The sequence below is a fragment of the Atopomonas hussainii genome (genome assembly GCF_900109735.1).
GTDB lineage: Bacteria > Pseudomonadota > Gammaproteobacteria > Pseudomonadales > Pseudomonadaceae > Atopomonas > Atopomonas hussainii.
In genome coordinates, this window is the sequence record NZ_FOAS01000010.1 from 97,205 (window position 1) to 117,176 (window position 19,972).

20 protein-coding genes are annotated in these 19,972 nt (G+C 59.8%); all 20 read left to right on the forward strand.

Features of this window, described 5'->3' with window-relative positions; translation table 11 throughout:
- Positions 1–79 precede the first annotated feature (79 nt).
- Positions 80–1,381, forward strand: a complete 1,302-nt coding sequence (wbpA, locus tag BMX80_RS11195; RefSeq protein WP_074868440.1) for a UDP-N-acetyl-D-glucosamine 6-dehydrogenase — start codon at positions 80–82, stop codon at positions 1,379–1,381.
- A gap of 57 nt (positions 1,382–1,438) precedes the next feature.
- Positions 1,439–2,389, forward strand: a complete 951-nt coding sequence (locus BMX80_RS11200; RefSeq protein ID WP_074868442.1) for a Gfo/Idh/MocA family protein — start codon at positions 1,439–1,441, stop codon at positions 2,387–2,389.
- A gap of 3 nt (positions 2,390–2,392) precedes the next feature.
- On the forward strand, positions 2,393–2,977 hold the full coding sequence (wbpD, locus tag BMX80_RS11205; protein WP_074868445.1) for a UDP-2-acetamido-3-amino-2,3-dideoxy-D-glucuronate N-acetyltransferase: 585 nt from the start codon (positions 2,393–2,395) through the stop codon (positions 2,975–2,977).
- Complete coding sequence (locus tag BMX80_RS11210) at positions 2,974–4,071, forward strand: DegT/DnrJ/EryC1/StrS family aminotransferase (RefSeq protein ID WP_074868448.1); 1,098 nt, start codon at positions 2,974–2,976, stop codon at positions 4,069–4,071. Before wbpD ends, BMX80_RS11210 begins: the two co-directional genes overlap by 4 nt.
- The gene (locus tag BMX80_RS11215) at positions 4,068–5,348 is read left to right on the forward strand and encodes a lipopolysaccharide biosynthesis protein (protein WP_074868452.1); all 1,281 of its coding nucleotides are present in this window, start codon (positions 4,068–4,070) and stop codon (positions 5,346–5,348) included. The genes BMX80_RS11210 and BMX80_RS11215 overlap by 4 nt, the downstream gene beginning before the upstream one ends.
- Positions 5,338–5,853, forward strand: coding sequence for an acyltransferase (locus BMX80_RS11220; RefSeq protein ID WP_083394310.1), 516 nt, complete (start codon positions 5,338–5,340; stop codon positions 5,851–5,853). Before BMX80_RS11215 ends, BMX80_RS11220 begins: the two co-directional genes overlap by 11 nt.
- Positions 5,854–5,887: 34 nt before the next feature.
- Positions 5,888–7,027 carry a UDP-4-amino-4,6-dideoxy-N-acetyl-beta-L-altrosamine transaminase gene (pseC, locus tag BMX80_RS11225; RefSeq protein WP_074868454.1) on the forward strand — a complete coding sequence of 380 codons (1,140 nt, stop codon included), beginning with the start codon at positions 5,888–5,890 and terminating at the stop codon, positions 7,025–7,027.
- Positions 7,024–7,722 carry a pseudaminic acid cytidylyltransferase gene (gene pseF, locus BMX80_RS11230; protein WP_074868457.1) on the forward strand — a complete coding sequence of 233 codons (699 nt, stop codon included), beginning with the start codon at positions 7,024–7,026 and terminating at the stop codon, positions 7,720–7,722. The genes pseC and pseF overlap by 4 nt, the downstream gene beginning before the upstream one ends.
- The gene (locus tag BMX80_RS11235) at positions 7,719–8,351 is read left to right on the forward strand and encodes a pseudaminic acid biosynthesis-associated methylase (protein ID WP_074868458.1); all 633 of its coding nucleotides are present in this window, start codon (positions 7,719–7,721) and stop codon (positions 8,349–8,351) included. Before pseF ends, BMX80_RS11235 begins: the two co-directional genes overlap by 4 nt.
- 1 nt (position 8,352) lies before the next feature.
- Positions 8,353–9,501, forward strand: a complete 1,149-nt coding sequence (locus BMX80_RS11240) for an N-acetyl sugar amidotransferase (protein ID WP_074868461.1) — start codon at positions 8,353–8,355, stop codon at positions 9,499–9,501.
- Entirely contained in the window at positions 9,498–10,121 is a 624-nt protein-coding gene (gene hisH / locus BMX80_RS11245; protein WP_074868464.1) for an imidazole glycerol phosphate synthase subunit HisH, read from the forward strand. The genes BMX80_RS11240 and hisH (BMX80_RS11245) overlap by 4 nt, the downstream gene beginning before the upstream one ends.
- Entirely contained in the window at positions 10,115–10,897 is a 783-nt protein-coding gene (gene hisF, locus BMX80_RS11250; protein WP_074868466.1) for an imidazole glycerol phosphate synthase subunit HisF, read from the forward strand. Before hisH (BMX80_RS11245) ends, hisF begins: the two co-directional genes overlap by 7 nt.
- Complete coding sequence (gene pseG, locus BMX80_RS11255) at positions 10,894–12,408, forward strand: UDP-2,4-diacetamido-2,4,6-trideoxy-beta-L-altropyranose hydrolase (protein ID WP_074868469.1); 1,515 nt, start codon at positions 10,894–10,896, stop codon at positions 12,406–12,408. Before hisF ends, pseG begins: the two co-directional genes overlap by 4 nt.
- Positions 12,405–13,457, forward strand: coding sequence for a pseudaminic acid synthase (gene pseI, locus BMX80_RS11260; protein ID WP_074868472.1), 1,053 nt, complete (start codon positions 12,405–12,407; stop codon positions 13,455–13,457). The genes pseG and pseI overlap by 4 nt, the downstream gene beginning before the upstream one ends.
- Entirely contained in the window at positions 13,457–14,890 is a 1,434-nt protein-coding gene (locus BMX80_RS11265) for a hypothetical protein (RefSeq protein WP_074868475.1), read from the forward strand. Before pseI ends, BMX80_RS11265 begins: the two co-directional genes overlap by 1 nt.
- Positions 14,891–15,001: 111 nt before the next feature.
- The gene (gene hisH, locus BMX80_RS11270; protein ID WP_235821637.1) at positions 15,002–15,622 is read left to right on the forward strand and encodes an imidazole glycerol phosphate synthase subunit HisH; all 621 of its coding nucleotides are present in this window, start codon (positions 15,002–15,004) and stop codon (positions 15,620–15,622) included.
- Between the two features lies 1 nt (position 15,623).
- Complete coding sequence (locus BMX80_RS11275; protein WP_074868478.1) at positions 15,624–16,397, forward strand: AglZ/HisF2 family acetamidino modification protein; 774 nt, start codon at positions 15,624–15,626, stop codon at positions 16,395–16,397.
- Positions 16,387–17,508: an N-acetyl sugar amidotransferase gene (locus BMX80_RS11280; RefSeq protein ID WP_074868481.1), complete on the forward strand. Its 1,122-nt coding sequence runs from the start codon at positions 16,387–16,389 to the stop codon at positions 17,506–17,508. Before BMX80_RS11275 ends, BMX80_RS11280 begins: the two co-directional genes overlap by 11 nt.
- Positions 17,509–17,556: 48 nt before the next feature.
- Entirely contained in the window at positions 17,557–18,753 is a 1,197-nt protein-coding gene (locus BMX80_RS11285; RefSeq protein ID WP_074868484.1) for a glycosyltransferase family 4 protein, read from the forward strand.
- A 3-nt stretch (positions 18,754–18,756) separates the two neighbouring features.
- Positions 18,757–19,965 (forward strand): glycosyltransferase family 4 protein, encoded by a 1,209-nt coding sequence (locus tag BMX80_RS11290; protein WP_074868486.1) that lies wholly within the window; start codon positions 18,757–18,759, stop codon positions 19,963–19,965.
- The last annotated feature ends 7 nt before the right edge of the window (positions 19,966–19,972 follow it).

Consider the following 19,972-nt stretch of genomic DNA (forward strand, 5'->3'; position numbering starts at 1 on the left):
GTAGGGTATGGAGGGTTTTGGGTGGTGCTCCTAAATGGATGGTTAAGGGAGCTGTGTTGTGTTGGGAGTTCTTGGTTAGATGGATAAAATTATTTCTCGCCTTAAGTCCAAAGAGGCCTGTGTTGGCATTGTCGGCCTTGGCTACGTCGGCCTTCCACTCATGCTGCGCTACAGCGCCATTGGGTATCGGGTTTTGGGGCTGGATATTGATAGTGGCAAGGTAGAGAAGCTCAACGCTGGGCGAACTTATATTGAGCACATTCCAAGTGAGCAGGTGGCTCAGGCGCGCGCCAATGGCTTTGAGGCAACAACGGATTTTTCCCGAGTTGCGGAGTGTGATGCGCTGATCCTTTGCGTGCCAACGCCGCTCAATAAGTATCGCGAGCCCGATATGAGCTTCGTGATTAACACTACAGATGCCATCAAGCCTCACCTGCGCGCTGGACAGGTGGTCTCACTAGAAAGCACAACGTACCCAGGTACTACTGAGGAAGAGTTACTGCCACGTGTGCAGGAGGGCGGGCTCAAGGTGGGTGAGGATATCTTTCTCGTCTACTCCCCAGAGCGTGAGGATCCAGGCAATCCTAACTTTGAAACGCGCTCCATTCCCAAGGTGGTCGGTGGCCACACTCCGCAGTGCTTGCAGGTAGGGATTGCTCTGTATGAGCAGGCTATTGATGAGGTGGTGCCGGTAAGCTCAACCAAAGCAGCGGAAATGACCAAGTTGCTGGAGAATATCCATCGTGCGGTCAACATCGGTCTGGTGAATGAGATGAAGATTGTCGCCGACCGTATGGGGATTGATATCTTCGAAGTAGTGGATGCCGCCGGGACCAAGCCGTTTGGTTTTACCCCTTACTACCCGGGGCCTGGCCTGGGCGGTCACTGCATCCCGATCGACCCTTTCTATTTAACTTGGAAGGCCCGCGAGTATGGCCTGCATACTCGCTTCATCGAGCTTTCCGGTGAGGTTAATAAGGCAATGCCTGAGTATGTGCTGGGCAAGTTGATGGATGGCCTGAACGATCAGGGGTTGGCGCTCAAGGGGAGCCGCGTTTTGGTGCTAGGTATCGCCTACAAGAAAAATGTAGACGACATGCGCGAATCACCATCGGTGGAAATCATGGAGCTAATCGAGGCTAAGGGTGGAAAAGTTGCCTACAGCGACCCGCATGTCCCGGTATTCCCGAAGATGCGTGAGCATCACTTCGAGCTGTCCAGTGAGGTGTTGACTGCCGAGAATCTGGCTTCCTTTGATGCCGTGGTGTTGGCCACCGATCATGATCGCTTCGATTACGACCTGATTCTGCGTCATGCGCGGCTGGTTGTGGATAGCCGCGGAAAATACCGCGCGCCCGCTGCCAACGTTATCAAGGCCTGATCGTTGGGGCCGACATCGTCGGCCTCGCTGCTTGCAACCGCTTTCGGAACTCGCACAATGAAACGCTTCGCTTTAATCGGCGCCGCCGGCTATATAGCCCCTCGCCACATGCGTGCCATCAAGGATACCGGCAACGAGCTGGCCTGCGCCTACGACATCAATGACTCGGTCGGTATTATCGACAGCCTCTCGCCGCAGAGTGAATTCTTCACCGAATTTGAACGTTTTTACGACTACGCCTGGCGCCTGAAGCGTGATCCCGCAACTGCGCTGGATATCGTCTCGGTCTGCTCGCCCAACTACCTGCATCACTCGCATATCACTGCCGGGCTGCGTCTGGGTTGCGACGTCATCTGCGAAAAGCCGCTGGTGCCGAATAGTGCGCTTCTGGACGATTTGGCTCTGGTTGAACGTGAAACCGGCAAGCGCTTGTATAACATCCTGCAGTTACGTCATCACCAGGCGATTATCGATCTGAAGCAGCGGGTCGAGGCCGGGCGACAAGAGCATAAGCACGAGGTCGAGCTGACTTACATCACCAGTCGCGGCAAGTGGTACATGGAGAGCTGGAAGGGCGATCTGCGGAAGTCCTTTGGTGTCGCTACCAATATCGGCGTGCACTTCTTCGATATGTTGCACTTCATCTTCGGCAAGTTGCAGCGCAATGTCGTGCACTTCGCCAATGAGCACAAGGCGGCTGGTTATCTGGAGTATGAGCGGGCGCGAGTACGTTGGTTTCTTTCTATAGATGCCAACGATCTGCCAGATTCGGTTAAGGGCAAGAAGCCGACCTATCGCTCGATCACCTGCGACGGTAGCGAAATCGAATTCTCCGAAGGTTTCACTGACTTACATACCGTCAGCTACCAGGCCATCCTGGATGGCAAGGGCTACGGCATCGAGGACGCACGCCACTGCGTGGAAACGGTCGAGCGCATTCGCACCCTCAGGCCTGTGTCTGCCCGCGACAACGAAGGCCATCCGTTCCTCGTCCGCCTGCTGGGTTGAGCCATGAGTCATTACCAGCATCCTAGCGCGATTGTTGACGATGGAGCGCAGATTGGCGAAGGGTCGCGTATCTGGCACTTTGTGCATGTTTGTGGTGGGGCCCGCATTGGTCAGGGCGTCTCGCTCGGCCAGAACGTCTTCATCGGTAACCAAGTAGTCATCGGAGATCACTGTAAGATCCAGAACAATGTCTCGGTTTACGACGGCGTGACTTTGGAGGACGGCGTGTTCTGCGGGCCGAGCATGGTCTTCACCAATGTCTACAACCCGCGTTCGCTGATTGAGCGCAAGAGTGAATACCGTGACACCTTGGTCAGGCGGGGCGCCACGCTTGGTGCCAACTGCACCATCGTCTGTGGCGTGACCATCGGCGAGTTTGCCTTCGTTGGCGCCGGCGCTGTGATCAACAAAAATGTGCCTGCCTACGCCCTGATGGTCGGCGTGCCAGCACGGCAGATTGGCTGGATGAGCGAGTTTGGTGAACAGCTGGAACTGCCGCTGGAAGGTGAGGGCAGCGCGCCATGCATCCACACTAGTGCGCGGTATATTCTGCGTGGCAGTGTATTGAGCAAGGAGAGCGTGGCGTGATTGAGTTCATCGACCTCAAGGCCCAGCAGGCGCTGATCAAGGAAAAAATCGACGCTGGCATCCAGCGCGTGCTCGCGCATGGCCAGTACATCCTTGGACCGGAGGTCAACGAGCTGGAAGAAAAGCTCGCGGCTTTCGTCGGCGCGAAATACTGCATCAGTGTGGCCAATGGCACCGATGCCCTGCAGATCGCCCAGATGGCGCTGGGCATAGGTCCGGGCGACGAGGTCATCACCCCGGGTTTCACCTATATCGCCACGGCCGAGACCGTCGCACTGCTAGGCGCCAAGCCGGTATACGTGGACGTCTGCCCGCGCACCTACAACCTCGATCCGCAGTTGCTCGAAGCCGCCATCACTCCGCGTACCAAGGCGATCATCCCGGTCTCTCTGTATGGCCAGTGCGCTGATTTCGATGCCATCAACGCCATTGCCGCAAAGCATGGCATCCCGGTCATCGAGGACGCTGCGCAGAGCTTCGGCGCCACCTATGAAGGCCAGCGCTCCTGCAACCTGACGACCATCGCCTGCACCAGCTTCTTCCCCAGCAAGCCGCTGGGCTGCTACGGCGACGGCGGGGCGATCTTCACCAGTGACGACGAGCTGGCCAAGGTGCTGCGGCAGATCGCCCGGCACGGCCAGGACCGTCGCTATCACCATATCCGCGTTGGTGTGAACAGTCGTCTGGACACCCTGCAGGCAGCGATCCTGCTGCTCAAGCTGGAGATATTTCCGCGCGAACTTGAGCTTAGGGAGAAGGCTGCTCAGGGCTATGCCCGCCTGCTCGGCGAGGCCGGCATCGCTGCGCCCTTCGTCGAAGCGCACAACTTCAGTGCCTGGGCCCAGTACACCGTGCAGGTCAGCGACCGCGACCGGGTGCAGGAGCGCCTCAAGGTCGCCGGCATTCCGACCGCTGTGCATTACCCGGTCCCGCTCAACCGCCAGCCGGCAGTGAAGGACGACGCTGCGCGCCTGCCGGTGGGCGATGCCATTGCCGAGCGGGTGATGAGCCTGCCGATGCATCCGTATCTTGGCGTGGCGCAGCAGGCTGCGGTCATTGACGCTCTACAGAAAGCGTTGCTGCGAAGCGCATGACTGTATTGAAACGGCTGGTGAACTCCACCGCTACCTACGCGCTGGCGAATGTCATCAACAGCGCGATCCCGTTTCTGTTGCTGCCAGTACTGACTCGGGTTCTGGCGCCCGCTGAATACGGCGTAGTGACCATGTTCGCTACTGTCGTAAGCGTACTGACGGCCTTTACCGGTCTCAGTATCCATGGCGCTGTGAGTGTACGGCATTTCGATGCAGACACGGATCATCCGCGTTTCGTAGGAACCTGTCTTGGGCTCTTAGCCGTCAGCACAAGTCTGGTTCTGCTGAGTGTGTGGTTGATGGCAGGACCGCTTTCCCGTTGGGTCGAGATCCCAGAAGGATGGCTGCTTGTGGCTGTCTTGGCGTCAGCTGCGCAAGCTGTGGTGCAGGTACGTCTGGTGGTTTGGCAGGTCAGGAACGAGGTTTGGAGTTATGGCCTGTTCCAGATTCTGCAGACGGCCTTGAATCTCGGGCTGTCACTGGGGTTGATTCTGTTGCTTGGGCTGGGCTGGGAAGGGCGGGTTCTGGGGATCTGCGTTGCGGTATTCCTGTTCGCTGGTCTGGCGCTCTATGGTTTGCAGCGGCGGGCGTTGGTGCGTTGGAGCATTGATCGCGAGTACATACGGGCTGCCTTGAACTTTGGTGTCCCGTTGATCCCTCATGCCGTGGGGGCCATGATGATCGCCATGAGTGACCGTTTCATCATTACTCACCTGCTGGGGATTGGGGTGACAGGTGCGTACGCGGTGGGGGTGCAGATGGGTATGGTGGTCGGTTTGTTGGCTGATGCATTTGTCAAAGCCTTCGGTCCCCATCTTTTCTCTGAGCTCAAGAATCAAGACCCTGCCTCAGGCGTGCGCATCGTGAGGCAGTGCGCTGCCGTTTTTCTGGGGTTCATGGTGCTGGCGCTCGGCTATGTCGCATCACTGCCATATCTCTATCCGCTTATTGTTGGAGAGCAATACGGTGCTTCTTTGCCAATAGCGCAGTTGATAGGTTTCGGTAATGCTTTCATGGGGATGTATTACGTGGTGGCGGGTTTTCTGTTCTTTTTTGAACGGACCAGGCTGCTGGCGAAACTTACATTGGTTGTTGGCGTGATAAGTATCTTTCTTACCTATGCATTGGTTGGCAGCATGGGTGTGAGTGGGGCGGCTTTGGCGTATGTTTTGGTTCAGTTGCTGTTTTTCCTAGGTGCTTGGTACCTGGCGCAGCGTGTTTTTCCTCTTCCATGGGGCTCTCTGTTTAGCAAGAGAGGGCATTTAAATGCTGGTTAGTCTTAATCGATACTTTGTAAGGTTTTTACTGCTGATGGCGGCTGTCTACTGGCGCGCCATTTATTTGGATTTTCGCAGGCGGTATGAGGTGTCTCCTGGCTTTCGCTTTAACGGAAAGAATATTCTGCTCTATGGTGATGGGCGAATTGTGTTGGGCGAATGCAGTTATATTGGGGGTAACTCGACAGTGCAGGCATCGTTAGGTTGCAGTGTCGTAATTGGGTGGGGTTGTCATATTTCCTCGAATGTTCGGATATTTACCGAGTCAATGCGTGCAGACAGTGATCTTCGCATAAAGCCAGTTCCATCAAAGAGCGGGGACGTGCTGATTGGTGATGCGTGTTGGATTGGCGCTAATGTGCTTGTAAATCCGGGCGTTCGGATAGGTGAGAACAGTGTTGTTGGTGCGAACAGTGTAGTGGTCAAGGATATTCCGCCCAATGAGATATGGGGCGGTGTTCCGGCGAAGTTGATTAGAAAAAAATCCTTCCAACTGCATGAATAGTTGTGATTTCGGTTAAATATGTGATGTGGAACTTATGATTCCTTACGGTCGACAAAATATTAGTGATGACGATATCGCCGCAGTGGTGGATGTCCTGCGTTCTGAATGGCTGACCCAGGGTCCGGGTATCGCCAGCTTCGAGCAGGCCGTTGCCGCGGCCTGTCAGGCGCAGCACGCGGTGGCGGTAAGCAACGCCACTGCGGCTCTGCACATTGCCTGTCTGGCGTTGGATGTCGGCCCGGGGGACCTGGTCTGGACCAGTCCGAACACCTTCGTTGCCAGTGCCAATTGCGCGCGCTACTGCGGCGCGGATGTGGACTTCGTCGACATCGATCCGCAAACGCTCAACATCAGCGTGGAGCGCCTGGCCGAGAAGCTGGCAGCTGCGCGTTTGGCCGGGCGCCTGCCGAAGGTGGTGATCCCGGTGCACTTTTCCGGGCGCAGTTGCGATATGCGCGCCATCGGGCAGTTGGCCCGGGAGTATGGCTTTCGCGTGATCGAAGATGCTTCGCATGCCGTGGGGGCGAGCCATGACGGTGTACCGGTGGGGGCCTGTCAGTACAGCGACGTCACCGTGTTCAGCTTTCATCCGGTAAAGATCATCACCACGGGTGAGGGCGGCATGCTGCTGAGCAACGACACCGCGCTGGCGAAGCGTCTGGTGCGCCTGCGTACCCATGGCATCGCCCAGGGCAGCGACGAGCTGGTGAGTGTTCCTCAGGGCCCCTGGGAGTACCAGCAGATCGAGCTGGGCTTAAATTACCGCATGACCAATCTGCAGGCTGCGCTGGGGCAGAGCCAGTTGGCCCGTCTGCCGCAGTTCATCGCCAGACGGCGGGAACTGGTGCGCCAGTACCATGAACTGCTGGTCGACCTGCCCATCGTCTTGCCGCAACCCAGTGAAGAGTCGGCCTGGCATCTGTACCCGATTCGTGTTCCGGCGGAACGTCGGCTTGAGGTGTTTTCCCGTTTGCGTGCCGCGGACGTCTGGGTGCAGGTGCACTACATCCCCGTGCATACCCAGCCCTATTACCGCAATTTGGGTTTCAAGCCGGGTGACTTCCCGGAGGCGGAGCGTTATTTCGCCGAAGCCTTCAGCCTGCCGCTGTTCTATGACCTGACCGATGCAGAGCAGCGGTGCGTCGTCGATCTGCTGCGCGAGGCGTTGTCTTGAACGTAGCGGTCATTCCGGCGCGAGGCGGTAGCAAGCGCATTCCGCGCAAGAACATCAAGACCTTCTGCGGCCGGCCGATGATCGCCTGGTCGATCCTGGCGGCGCAGCAAAGCGGCCTGTTCGAACGCATCATTGTCTCCACGGACGATGAAGAGATCGCCGAGGTGGCGCGGGAGTGGGGCGCGGAAACACCGTTCGTCCGCCCGCCGGAGCTATCCGACGACTATGCCGGCACCACCGAGGTGATTGCCCATGCCACCCGCTGGCTCGAGGCCCAGGGCCCGGTTGTGGCTACGGTCTGCTGCATCTATGCCACTGCGCCGCTGATACAGGCACAAGACCTGAAACGCGGTCTTGAGGTTTTGCAATCGGGCGATTGGGCATATGCTTTCTCGGTTGCCGAGTTCTCGCCGTCGGTCTATCGCGCCTTCCAGGCGTTGCCCGAAGGTGGACTCGCCATGCTGTTTTCAGGGTACTTCTCGACACGTTCCCAGGATTTGCCCGTGGCTCTGCACGATGCCGCGCAGTTCTATTGGGGCCGCCCCGACGCCTGGACGCAGGGGCTGAGAATTTTCGATCGCCACTCGATGCCCGTCGCCATTCCGCGCTGGAGAGTGCAGGACATCGATGACATGGACGATTGGATTCGCGCTGAAATGATCTTCAAACAAATGACGAGTGACAAGACACAATGAGTGCATCGGATTATGTGACGCCGCAGGAAGGCTTCTGGGCGGGCGAGTTCGGCTCCGAGTACATCGGCCGTAACGACAGCCAGCAGCTGCTGGCTTCCAACCTGAATTTCTTCACCAAGGCGCTCAAGCAGGCGGGTCGGGTCGGCTCGGCAATCGAGTTTGGCGCCAACATCGGGATGAACCTGCGTGCCTTGCAGTTGCTCTATCCGGATGTGGCTCTGCACGGCGTGGAGATCAACCCCGATGCGGCAGCCCAGCTGCGCTCGCACATCGGCCAGGACAACGTCTACGAAGGTTCGATTTTCAACTACCCGGTTGAGCAGCAGGTGGACCTTTCGCTGATCAAGGGTGTGCTCATCCACATTAATCCGGACATGCTGCCGGTGGTCTACGAGAAGCTCTACACCGCGTCCCGTCGCTTTGTGCTGGTATGTGAGTACTACAATCCGTCGCCCGTGGCGATCTCCTACCGCGGTCATGCCGACCGGCTGTTCAAGCGCGATTTTGCCGGCGAGATGATGGACAAGTATCTGGATCTGAAGCTGGTCGATTACGGCTTCGCCTATCGCCGCGATCCTGCGTTCCCGCAGGACGACATCACCTGGTTCCTGATGGAAAAGGGGGCCTGAGATGCTCAAGTACTGTGTTCGTTGCGTGATGCCGCACACCAAGCCGGATCTGCATATTGACGAAGAGGGCGTCTGCAACGCCTGCCGCTCGTACGAGAAGCGCAAGGAAGTCGATTGGGACCAGCGCAAGAGCGAGCTGCTGACGCTGCTTGAGAAATACCGCAAGCATGGCAGCAATTGGGACTGCATCGTTCCGGTGAGCGGCGGTAAGGACAGCACCTACCAGGTGATTCGCATGTTGCAGCTGGGCCTCAATCCGCTGTGCGTGACCTCGACAACCTGCGACCTGAGCGAAATCGGCCGGCGCAATATCGAGAACCTGCAACGCCTGGGCGTCGACCATGTGGCTTTCACGCCCAATCCTCTGGTGCGCGCCAAGCTCAATCGCATCGGTCTGACCGAGGTGGGTGATATCTCCTGGCCGGAGCACGTCGGCATCTTCACCATTCCGGTGCGTGCAGCGGTGCAGTACAACGTGCCTCTGATCGTCTGGGGTGAGAACTCGCAGAACGAGTACGGAGGCCCGGCGGCGGCGACCGAGAACAACACCTTGACCCGGCGCTGGCTGGAAGAGTTCGGCGGCCTGCTCGGCTTGCGCGTGTCAGATTTGTCCGAGACCTACGGCATCGAGCAGCGCCATCTGTTGCCGTATCAGTACCCATCCGACGAGGAGCTGCAGCGCGTCGGCGTGACCGGCCTGTTCCTCGGCCATTACCTGCCCTGGGATGGCTTGTCGAATGCACTGATCGCCCAGGCCAACGGCTTTGTTACTTACGACGAGCCTGTCGAAGGCTCGATGGTGAATTACGAGAACCTCGACAACCACCAGACCGGCATCCACGACTACTTCAAGTATCTGAAGTTCGGCTTTTCCCGCGCGACCGACATCGCCTGCCTGCACGTGCGGCGGGGTCGTATCACGCGTCAGGACGCCATCGAGATCGTCAAGGCGCGCGACGGCAAGTTCCCCTGGAGCTACCTGGGCAAGCCGCTGGCCGAAATTCTCGAGCCACTGGAAATGACCACCGACGAGTTCATCAAGATCTGTGACCGCTTCACCAACAAGAAGATCTTCAAGCGTGATGCCTCGGGTACGTTGGTGAAGGATCGGCATGGCAACCTCGAGAAGCTGAATCACGACAATCCATGAAGATCGCCATCGTTAACTATGGGATGGGCAACCTAGGCTCGGTTCGCCGGGCCTTCGAGGAGCTGGGCGCCGAGCCGCTGATCGCCAATCACCCGTCTGCACTTTACGACGTCAATCGCATCGTCCTGCCTGGCGTAGGTGCCTTTGCCGAGGGCATGGCGCACCTGGACCAGGGCGGCTGGAGCGATGCGTTGCGCGAGCTGGTGGGCGAGCAGGGCAAACCTCTGCTGGGAATCTGTCTGGGTATGCAGATGCTAGCCGGGGAGGGGCACGAAGGTGGTGTCACGCCTGGTCTCGGCTTGATTCCCGGGCAGGTACGTCGCCTTGACACCTTGGGCTGCGCGCTGCGTATTCCGCATGTGGGTTGGAACGAGGTGTGTCACGCGGAGCAAGACGTTCTCTTCGAGGGCATTCCGTCCGCCGCAGATTTTTATTTCGTACACAGCTACGCCTTCGTTCCCGAGCAACGCGAGCACTTGCTCGCGAGCGTGCCTTATGGCGTCGGCCTGACAGCGGCGGTGCGCCGTGATCATGTATTCGGCTGTCAGTTCCACCCAGAAAAAAGCTCGAAGGCCGGGCGTCGCCTGTTGCGCAACTTCCTGAGTTATTCGCCATGCTGAAGGTTCGTGTCATTCCGACCCTACTCTGGAAGGGGCTGGGCCTGGTGAAAGGTGTCGGCTTCGATAGCTGGCGTCGGGTCGGGCCGGTACTGCCGGCGGTCAAGGTCTACAACGCGCGTGATGTCGACGAGTTGATCCTGGTGGATATCAACGCCACCCTGGAAAGCGAGCTGCCGGATCATGACTCGGTAAACGATTTCTCCGAGGAATGCGCGGTGCCGCTGACCGTGGGCGGTGGCATCAGCAGTCTGGAACAGGTGCTGGCGCTGCTGCACAGCGGTGCCGACAAGATCGCCGTCAACAGTGCGGCCTATGCCGAGCCGGGGTTGATCGATGCAGCCGCGTCGCGCTTTGGCGCGCAATGCGTGGTGGCCAGCATCGACGTGCGCCGCCTGGATGAGGGTGACTACCGCTGCTTCAGTCACGCCGGCACCCAGGATACCGGCCGTGAAGTGCTGGCCTGGGCGCGCGAGCTGGCTGACCGTGGTGCCGGCGAGATACTGCTGACCTCCATCGAGCGCGACGGCAGCATGACCGGCTATGACCTGGCGCTGGTGGAGCGCGTCGCGCGTGCCGTGGATATCCCGGTGATCGCCTCCGGCGGTGCGGGGAGCTACCAGCACATGATCGATGTGGTACAGCAGGCAGGCGCCTCGGCGGTTGCCGCCGCGAGCATCTTCCATTTCACCGAGCTGACGCCGGCCGGGGCCAAGGCGGCGATGCAGGCTGCGGGCATTCCGGTGCGGCGCAACTTCGTCGGTGAGGCCAATCCGTGAAGGTGGTTCTGCGCGTCGATGCCAGCGAGAGGATCGGTACTGGGCACTTCATGCGTTGCCTGACGCTGGCCGACACTCTGCTCAAGCGTGGCGCGCAATGCGTTTTTCTCAGCCGTGACTTGCCTGCGCATCTGCAGCAATTGGTGCAGCGTCAGGGCCATACCCTGCGGCATCTGCCTGTCCACGAGGCGGGCACCTGCGTGGGTGATCTGGCGCATTCGGACTGGCTGGGTACCGATCAGGTCAGCGATGCTGCCGACTGCCTGGCGGCACTGCAAGGGCAGCTGCATGACTGGCTGATCGTCGACCACTATGCTCTGGATTCCCGCTGGGAAACTCAGCTGCGCCAGGTCGCCGGACGAATCCTGGTCATCGATGACCTTGCCGATCGACGGCATGATTGCGACCTGCTGCTCGATCAGAACCTGTATCAGGACATGCAGACACGCTACGCCGACAAGGTCCCGCAAGCCTGCCGTCTGTTATTGGGCCCCAGGTTCGCCTTGCTGCGCGAGGAGTTCCGGCAATTGCGTGAGACCCTGGCCGGCCCGCGGGCTCAGGTCAGGCGCGTGCTGGTGTTCTTCGGCGGTGTCGACGCTCGCAATTTCACCGGGCAGGCACTGACGGCGCTGGCGGACGTTGGTTCGGCCAACTTCGAAGTGGATGTGGTGCTTGGCGCGCAGCACCCGCAGCGCGCGGCGATCGAGTTGTTGTGTCAGGCCGAGGGTTTTCGTTGCCATGTGCAGACTTCGCGGATGGCCGAACTGATGGCGGGTGCCGATCTCGCCATCGGGGCGGGCGGTACTGCGACCTGGGAGCGTTGCAGTCTGGGATTGCCGACCCTGGCGCTGAGCACTGCGGATAACCAGACGCGGCAGTTGGCCGATGCGGCTGCGGAGGGTCTGGTCTATGCACCCGAGCTAGGTGCGGACATGCAGGCGACCCTTGCCATGCACTTGCCGGCGTTGCTGCATAACGCTGCCTTGCGGCAGTTGATCTCACGCTCAGGCACGGCTGCCGTGGATGGCCTGGGTGCTCAGCGCCTGGCCACGCGCATGGGCTGCAGCGGGTTGAGCCTGCGCGAGGCGCGCGCGGAGGATTCCAAGCATCTGTACTGTTGGCGCAATCACCCTAGGATTCGTGCCGTTTCACGCAACCAGAACGAGATCGCCTGGGAGGACCACTGCCGTTGGCTCTCCGGTGTGCTCGCTGATCCTCGACGCAAACTGCTGATTGCCTATCAGGGCGAAGCCCCCGTGGGGGTCGTGCGCTTCGACGTGGAAGGCGAAGGCGCCGAAGTCTCTATCTATCTCGTCCCCGAAGCACCGGTTCGCTGTCGCGGGGGCGATCTGTTGCAAAGTGCCGAGGATTGGCTCATGGAGCATTGCCGCGAGGTGCGGCAGCTGCATGCGCAGGTCTTGGGTGGCAACACGGTCTCCAAAGGGTTGTTCATGGCCGCAGGCTATGACGTCGACAACACGCTGTTTTCAAAGAAGCTGCATGAGCTATGACTGAATCAATCAAGATCGAAAACCGTTGCATTGGCCGTGGTCACGCGCCTTTCGTCATTGCCGAGATGTCCGGCAACCACAATCAGTCTCTGGAGCGTGCACTGCAGATCGTGGAGGCAGCGGCCCGCACGGGTGCCCATGCGCTGAAGATCCAGACCTACACGGCGGATTCGATGACGCTGGATCTGGATGAAGGCGAGTTCCATATCAGTGATCCCAATAGCCTCTGGGCCGGCACCTCCCTGTACAAGCTGTATGGCGAGGCATTCACCCCCTGGGAATGGCACAAGCCGATCTTCGACCGGGCGCGCGAGCTGGGTATGATTGCCTTCAGCACGCCCTTCGATGACAAGGCCGTGGAGTTTCTCGAGTCGCTAGACGTGTCCTGCTACAAGATCGCGTCCTTCGAGAACACCGACCTGCCGTTGATCCGCCGTGTGGCTGCGACCGGCAAGCCGATGATCATTTCCACCGGCATGGCCACGGTCGCCGAGTTGGACGAGACGGTCCGTGCCGCGCGGCAGGCGGGCTGCAAGGACCTGATCCTGCTCAAGTGCACCAGCACTTACCCGGCGTCGCCGGAGAACACCAACATCCTGACTATTCCACACCTGCGCGAGCTGTTCGGCTGCGAAGCCGGTCTTTCCGATCACACCATGGGCGTCGGCGTGTCCGTAGCGGCCGTCGCGTTGGGCGCAAGCGTGGTGGAAAAACACTTCACGCTGAGCCGTGCCGAGGGAGGGGTCGACAGCGCCTTTTCCATGGAACCGCAGGAGATGGCGCAATTGGTCGTCGAGACCGAGCGGGCCTGGCAGTCGCTGGGCTGCGTCAGCTATGGCGCTACCGCTGCCGAGGAGAAGAGCCGGGTGTTCCGCCGTTCGATCTACGCCAGCGAAGACATCGCCGCCGGTGAGCTGCTGTCACCCTGCAATGTCCGCATCATTCGCCCGGGCCTGGGCCTGCCGCCGAAATATTTCGAACAGGTCATCGGCAAACGGGCCACGCAGGCGATCAGGCGAGGCACCCCCATCAGCTGGGATCTCATCTAGTGCCGCGGCCCAGTCTTGCCCAACTGATCGAGATTGAAAACGATCCGACGTTTCTTGAGTTTCGTTGCCCGCGCAGCGGTGTGCTGCTCTGGCCGCTGGTGCGTAATCAGTTCCTGCGTCAGCTGATCTCCGACCTTTACTACCAGCAGGCGCCGCTGGTCGAGGCCGTGCCGGCAGTGCCGCGTCGACAGGCATTGGGGGCACTTGGCCGGGTACTGGGTCACAATCTGCAGCAGGGTCGGATGCGCGGTGAGGTGTTGGTGGTCGGCACCGGTGCCGGGCATTTTCAGCGCGAGGGTCGCTGGTTCAACCGCATCACCGATTATCTGGCGCAGGAGGCTCCCGCGGACACGGTGATGGTCGAAGGCGTTGTGGACTGGCACCTACCGCACCCGCGCTGGAACCAGCGAGTCGCCTACTGGCTGCCCTGGCAGGGCGCAATCACGGTGGCGGGTCGCCTGCTGACGCGTGAACACCATCTGGCAGTCGCGCGAGAACTGCTCGAATACGCCAGGCAGCGGGCCTCGCAGTTGCTGGGGCTGACCATCGCCGATTCGAACATGGACATGCTGGTCGGCATGCAGGCGCGCAAGCTGGCGCGCCTGCCCGTGATGCAATTTGCCTATCGCCGTCTGCTGGAACGGGTACAGCCGCGCCTGGTACTACTGGAGCAGGCCTGCTACGGGGATTTTGCACCCTTCAATCAGGTCGCGCGTGAGATGGGTGTCCGCGTGGCGGAGCCCCAGCACGGCATGGTCTCCGGCGGTCACGACGCCTATTGCTATGCACCGGTGTTGCGCGAAAGCGAGGCGTATCGTGCCTGCCTGCCGCATGACTTCCTGGGTTACGGTGCCTGGTGGAACAGCCAGATCAACGTGCCGGTGCACAAGTGGGTGATCGGCAACCCGCACTATAGTGAGCAGCGTCGGAGCATGGCGTTTGCCGAGACGGAGCAAACCGACATCCTGCTGTTGGGTGACGGCATCGAATTCTCGCTGTACCTGGCCTTGGCTCAGGAGCTGGCGCAGTTGCTGCGCGGGCGTTACCGCATCGTGCTGCGGCCGCACCCGTTGGAACGTGCCGAGGTCCAGTTGCGTTTTCCCGAAGGACGCGCTGGCGATGTGCTGATCGATCCCAATCGGGATATCTACAGTTCGTTTGCCACGGCTCATGCGGTGGTCGGAGAGGTTTCCACGGGCCTGTTCGAGGCGCAGGGAATAGCGGGCCGCGTACTGCTTTGGGAGACTGCCAAGGCGCGTTTCAGTTATCCGCAGCATCCATTCTGTGGCTTCGTTGATGCCCGGGAGCTGGTGGAGTCGCTGCAGGCGCCTCAGGCTGGGCAAACAGAGGCGCTCTCGGAGGAGATTTGGGCGCCTGACTGGGCCGGCAATTATCGGAAGTATCTGGCCCATGCCCTAGGAGCGACTGGCTGAAGCAACGTCGGGCGGCCAAGGATGTGCAAACAACGTATCCTTGAGCCCTTAAATTATGCGGGCCGGCCGTGGGCCGGAAATCCGTGAAGTCACTTTGATCGGTAGTGAATCTTGGCCGTACAGACAATTTCAGTGATCGACTATGGCTGCGGCAATCTGGCTTCGGTCGTCAATATGATCCAGCACGTGGGTGGCGAGGCGCGCATCATCCGCACGCCAGATGAGCTGGACAGTGCGACCAAGCTCGTTTTGCCGGGCGTTGGCGCGTTTGATCACGGCATTGGCAGCTTGCGTCAGGGGGGCTGGATCACGCCTTTTGAGCAGGCCGTGCATCAGCGCAAGGTGCCGCTGATGGGTATCTGTCTGGGCATGCAGTTGCTGACTCGCGGCAGCGAAGAAGGCCAGGAGCCGGGGCTCGGCTGGATCGACGCGCAGGCAAGGCGCTTTCGTCCCAGCGGCCCGCGGCTGAAGGTACCGCACATGGGCTGGAACGAGGTGCGGCAGGTGCGCGCGGATGAGCTGTTACCGGCTTCGGCCAGTCCGCGGCGTTTCTACTTCGTGCATGCCTACAGGGTTGAATGCGCTGATCCTGCTGATGTGTTGCTGGAATGCGAATACGGAGAAACATTCGTGGCTGCCTTTCGCCATGCCAATATTTGGGGCTTCCAGTTTCATCCGGAGAAGAGCCATCGATTCGGTATGGAACTCTTCCGCCGCTTCCTGGAGGTATGAGGTGCTCAAGCAACGTGTGATACCGGCCCTGCTGTTACGCGACGGCGGCTTGGTAAAAACCCAGAAGTTCGGCAAGCACAAGTACATCGGCGATCCGATCAATGCCATCCGCATCTTCAATGAGAAGGAAGTGGACGAACTGGTGCTGCTCGACATCGACGCCAGCCGGCAGGATCGTGAGCCGGACTATGCACTGATCGAGAGCATTGCAGCCGAGTGCTTCATGCCGCTGGGATACGGTGGTGGGATATCCACGATCGAGCAGGCGCGACGAATCTTCTCTTCCGGTGTGGAGAAAGTCGTGCTGCAGACGTCGGCGCTGCAAAATCCGGCTCTGGTCACAGAGATCGCCCAGCGCTTCGGCAGCCAGAGCGTGGTTGTTTCCCTTGATATCAAGCGTGACTGGCTGGGGCGTTATCGTCTATGGTCCTCGTCTTCCCGTCGGACCCTGTCCGCGGACTGGCTTCAAGCGCTCCGTTCGATCGTATCCGCCGGGGCTGGCGAGGTACTGCTTAACTCCGTGGACCGTGACGGAATGCAGGAGGGATATGATCTGCGTCTAATCAAGGCTGCCGTTGATGCGGTAGATGTGCCGTTGATAGCCTTGGGTGGCGCAGCAAAGCTGGAGCATTTCGTCGAGGCGATCGAGGCAGGCGCTTCCGCCGTCGCAGCGGGCAGTTTGTTTGTGCTGCAGGGGCCGCATCGTGCGGTACTGATCAGCTATCCCAACTATTCAGAGCTTGAGTCGCTTTTCAGAGGTAAGGATGTTTCATAAAGAACACAGGATCTGTTCGCGATGCGTTATGGACGACAGCGCATCCAAAATCACTTTCGACGACGCGGGTGTTTGCAATTACTGCACCTATTTCCAGCAGCGCGTCAACAGTGTGGTATTTGCCCCCGAACAAGAGCGCTCAGAGCAGCGCAGGGCTTTCGTGGAGAAGGTGAAAAAGGCGGGCAAGGGCAAGCCATACGATTGCATCATCGGTCTGTCCGGAGGAGTAGATAGCTCCTATGTGCTGCACCTCGCTCTCAGCGAGGGTTTGCGGCCGCTCGCCGTGCACATGGACAACAACTGGAACTCCGAGCTCGCGGTCAACAACATCAAGAATCTGGTTACCCGTCTCGGCGTCGATCTGTACACTCACGTCATCGACTGGCCTGAGTACAAGGGCCTGATGCAGGCATTCTTCGACGCCGATGTCATCGACGTGGAGCTGCTTTACGACAACGCGATGTTGGCGGTGAACTACGAGCAGGCGCGGCGCTACGGCATCAAATACATACTGTCGGGAAGCAACTCCGCGACCGAAGGCATGCCGATGCCGGAGGGCTGGAACTGGCGCAAGTGGGACAAGCGCAATATCAAGGCGATCGCCCGGCGCAACTCGGTGCGGATTCGCACCTTCCCGATCATGGGCACGCTCGGTTACGTGTATAACCGCGTCGTGAAGGGAATTCAGTGGGCGTCATTTCTTGATCTCTACGACTACCAGAAGGAAGCAGCGCTGGATCTGCTTGAGCAGAAGTACGCTTACAAGCGCTACCCCTACAAGCACTATGAATCGGTCTTTACGCGCTTCTATCAGGGCTACATCCTCCCCGAAAAATTCGATGTGGATAAGCGCAAGTTGCATCTCTCGACGCTGGTTATGAGCGGCCAGATGACTCGCGATCAGGCGCTCGCCCATCTCCAGGGTTCTCCCTACGCCTCGCCTGAGGAGCTCGACAGGGACCGCAAGTATTTCCTCAAGAAGATGGGCTGGTCTGAAGGCCAGTTGGGGGAATATCTGCGGCGGCCAGGCAAGCCGCATGATGCTTATCCCAGTGAGCGCTTCGCCTGGGACTTCATTCGCAAGATCTATCAGATGCGGCGCGCTTCCTGAGTCCGTTCGCAAGGGCCTGCAAGCTCGTTTCCGTTAAGGGTTTTTCACTTGAATGTTCTGTTTCTGCATCCTGCTGCGGCTTTCGGTGGTGCATCCAAAAGCCTGATCGAGCTCTACAGGCTGTTACAAGGCAGCGGGGTCCGAGGGACGGTTCTCACTCCTGCCGGAGCCGTTTGCCAATCCTTCGAAAGAGCCGGCATGCGGACTCATCCGGTAAAGGGGCTTAGTCAGTTCGACAATACTCGTTATGGCTACTATCGCAAGGTTCGCTGGTTGATCTTGTTACGCGAGTTACTCCTGCTGCCGTTTGCGCTGGCGGGGCTGTGGCGGCTGCGGCGCGAACCCTTCGACCTGATCCATATCAACGAGATCACCCTGCTGCCGTTGGGTGTCGTCGCCAAATGGCTGCTGCGCGTTCCGATGGTGGTGCATGTTCGCTCGCTGCAGCGTAAGCCGGGCTCCGGCCTGCGAACCCGTTGGCTTAACGGGCTGCTGCGTCGATACGCCGATGCGGTGGTGGCGATAGATCACACTGTCGCTGCCACGCTGGAGCAGGAGCTTCCGTTGAGCATCGTCCACAATGGCCTCGAGGTAGCCAGTCAGCCAGTCGAGAAGCTCCCTGGTGACGGAGTTGGGCCGGTCAAGGTCGGGTTTCTCGGCGTGCTGATTCCGCTCAAAGGTATCTTCGAGCTGGTCGAGGCGATGCGCATCCTGAAATCCCGTGGCGTTTCCATCCAGTGCCTCGTGGCGGGTGAGAACGCGCGGGAGATATCTGGACTCAAGGCTTGGATTTTGCGCAAGTTTGGCTTTGCGCGAGATGTCCGCAGCGAGCTGGAGGGGCTGATCTGCCGCGAGGGTCTGGAAGACCAGATCAAGTTGCTCGGCTTCGTGAGCGATGTCCGCGAACTTTATCCACAACTGGATATTCTCTGCTTTCCCTCGCATCTGGATGCCGCGGGGCGTCCGGTCTTTGAGGCGGCGTTCTACTCGGTGCCCAGTGTCGTGGCAGTGAACGACCCATTGCCGGACGCTTTATTACACGAGGTGACTGGGCTGGCGGTACCGAAACCAGACCCGCTGTTGATCGCCGATGCGTTGCAGCGGCTTGCGGAAAATCCCGACCTTCGCCGTCAGCTTGGATGTCAGGCGAAGAGTTGGGCCGAGGAAACCTTCGCGATCGACGTCAATGCGGCGCGCATGCTTGACCTCTATCACCGCGTACTTTCATCAAATGCGAGTAGTTGAGCCATGCGCATCCTCATGCTCTCCCAGTACTTTTGGCCGGAAAGCTTCATCATCAATAACATCGTGCGTACGCTCGACGAGCAAGGCCACGAGGTGGTGGTCGCTACTGGCAAGCCCAACTATCCCGACGGCAAGGTCTTTGATGGCTACCGCGCTGCGGGTACCCAGCGCGAACGCTACCTGGGGCGCATCGAGGTACTGCGGGTGCCGCTGTGGCCGCGCGGGCAGGGTGGTGCGAAGAATCTGATCCTCAATTACCTGTCCTTTGTATTCGGCGGCCTGCTGTGCTTGCCGTGGATGCTGCGCGGGCGCCAGTTCGACGCAATTCTGGTATTTGCGCCATCGCCGATCACCCAAGCGATTCCGGCGATCCTGCTCAAGTGGCTGAAGAAGGCGAAGCTGGCCCTGTGGGTGCAGGACCTGTGGCCGGAGAGCCTCTCAGCCACCGGGTTCGTGCGCAATCCGTACCTGCTGCGTGCGGTGGGCTGGATGGTGCGTGCCATCTACCGCCCGTGCGACACCCTGCTGGTGCAGTCGCTGGCGTTCGTCGAGCCGGTGGCGCAGTATGCTGACCCGGCGAAGATCCAGTACTATCCCAATTCCATGGATGTAAGCAGCGAGGCCGTGGTGCCGGTGCCTGGCGAGCTTCTCGAACTGCTCGAGCAGCACTTCTGCGTGGTGTTCGCCGGCAACCTGGGCACCGCCCAGGCGCTCGACACCTTGGTGCAGGCGGCGGTCCTCCTGTGTGACGAGCCGCGTATCCGGCTGGTGCTGGTGGGCAGCGGCAGCCGTCTGGCTTGGCTCAAGGCCCAGCAGCAGGCGCTGGGGTTGGACAACCTGGTGTTGCCGGGGCGTTTCCCGATGGAGGCCATGCCGCAGATCTTTGAGCGTGCTTCGGCCCTGCTGGTGTCGCTGAACGACGAGCCGGCCTTTGCCCAGACCATTCCCAGCAAGATCCAGGCGTACCTGGCCGCCGGGCGGCCGATCCTGGCCTGCATGAGCGGCGAGGGTGCCCGGGTGGTCTGTGAGGCGCGCGCCGGTTTGGCTTCGCCGGCCGAGCAGGTACTGCCACTGGTTGCCAACATCCGCTGCATGCAGGCGCTCAGTGCCAGCGAGCGCGCTGCCATGGGCACCTCTGGGCGTGCCTATTTCGATGCCCACTTCGAGATGACCAGCCAGGTGCGCCGACTGGTCGAGCTGCTGCAGTGCTGATGCGCGT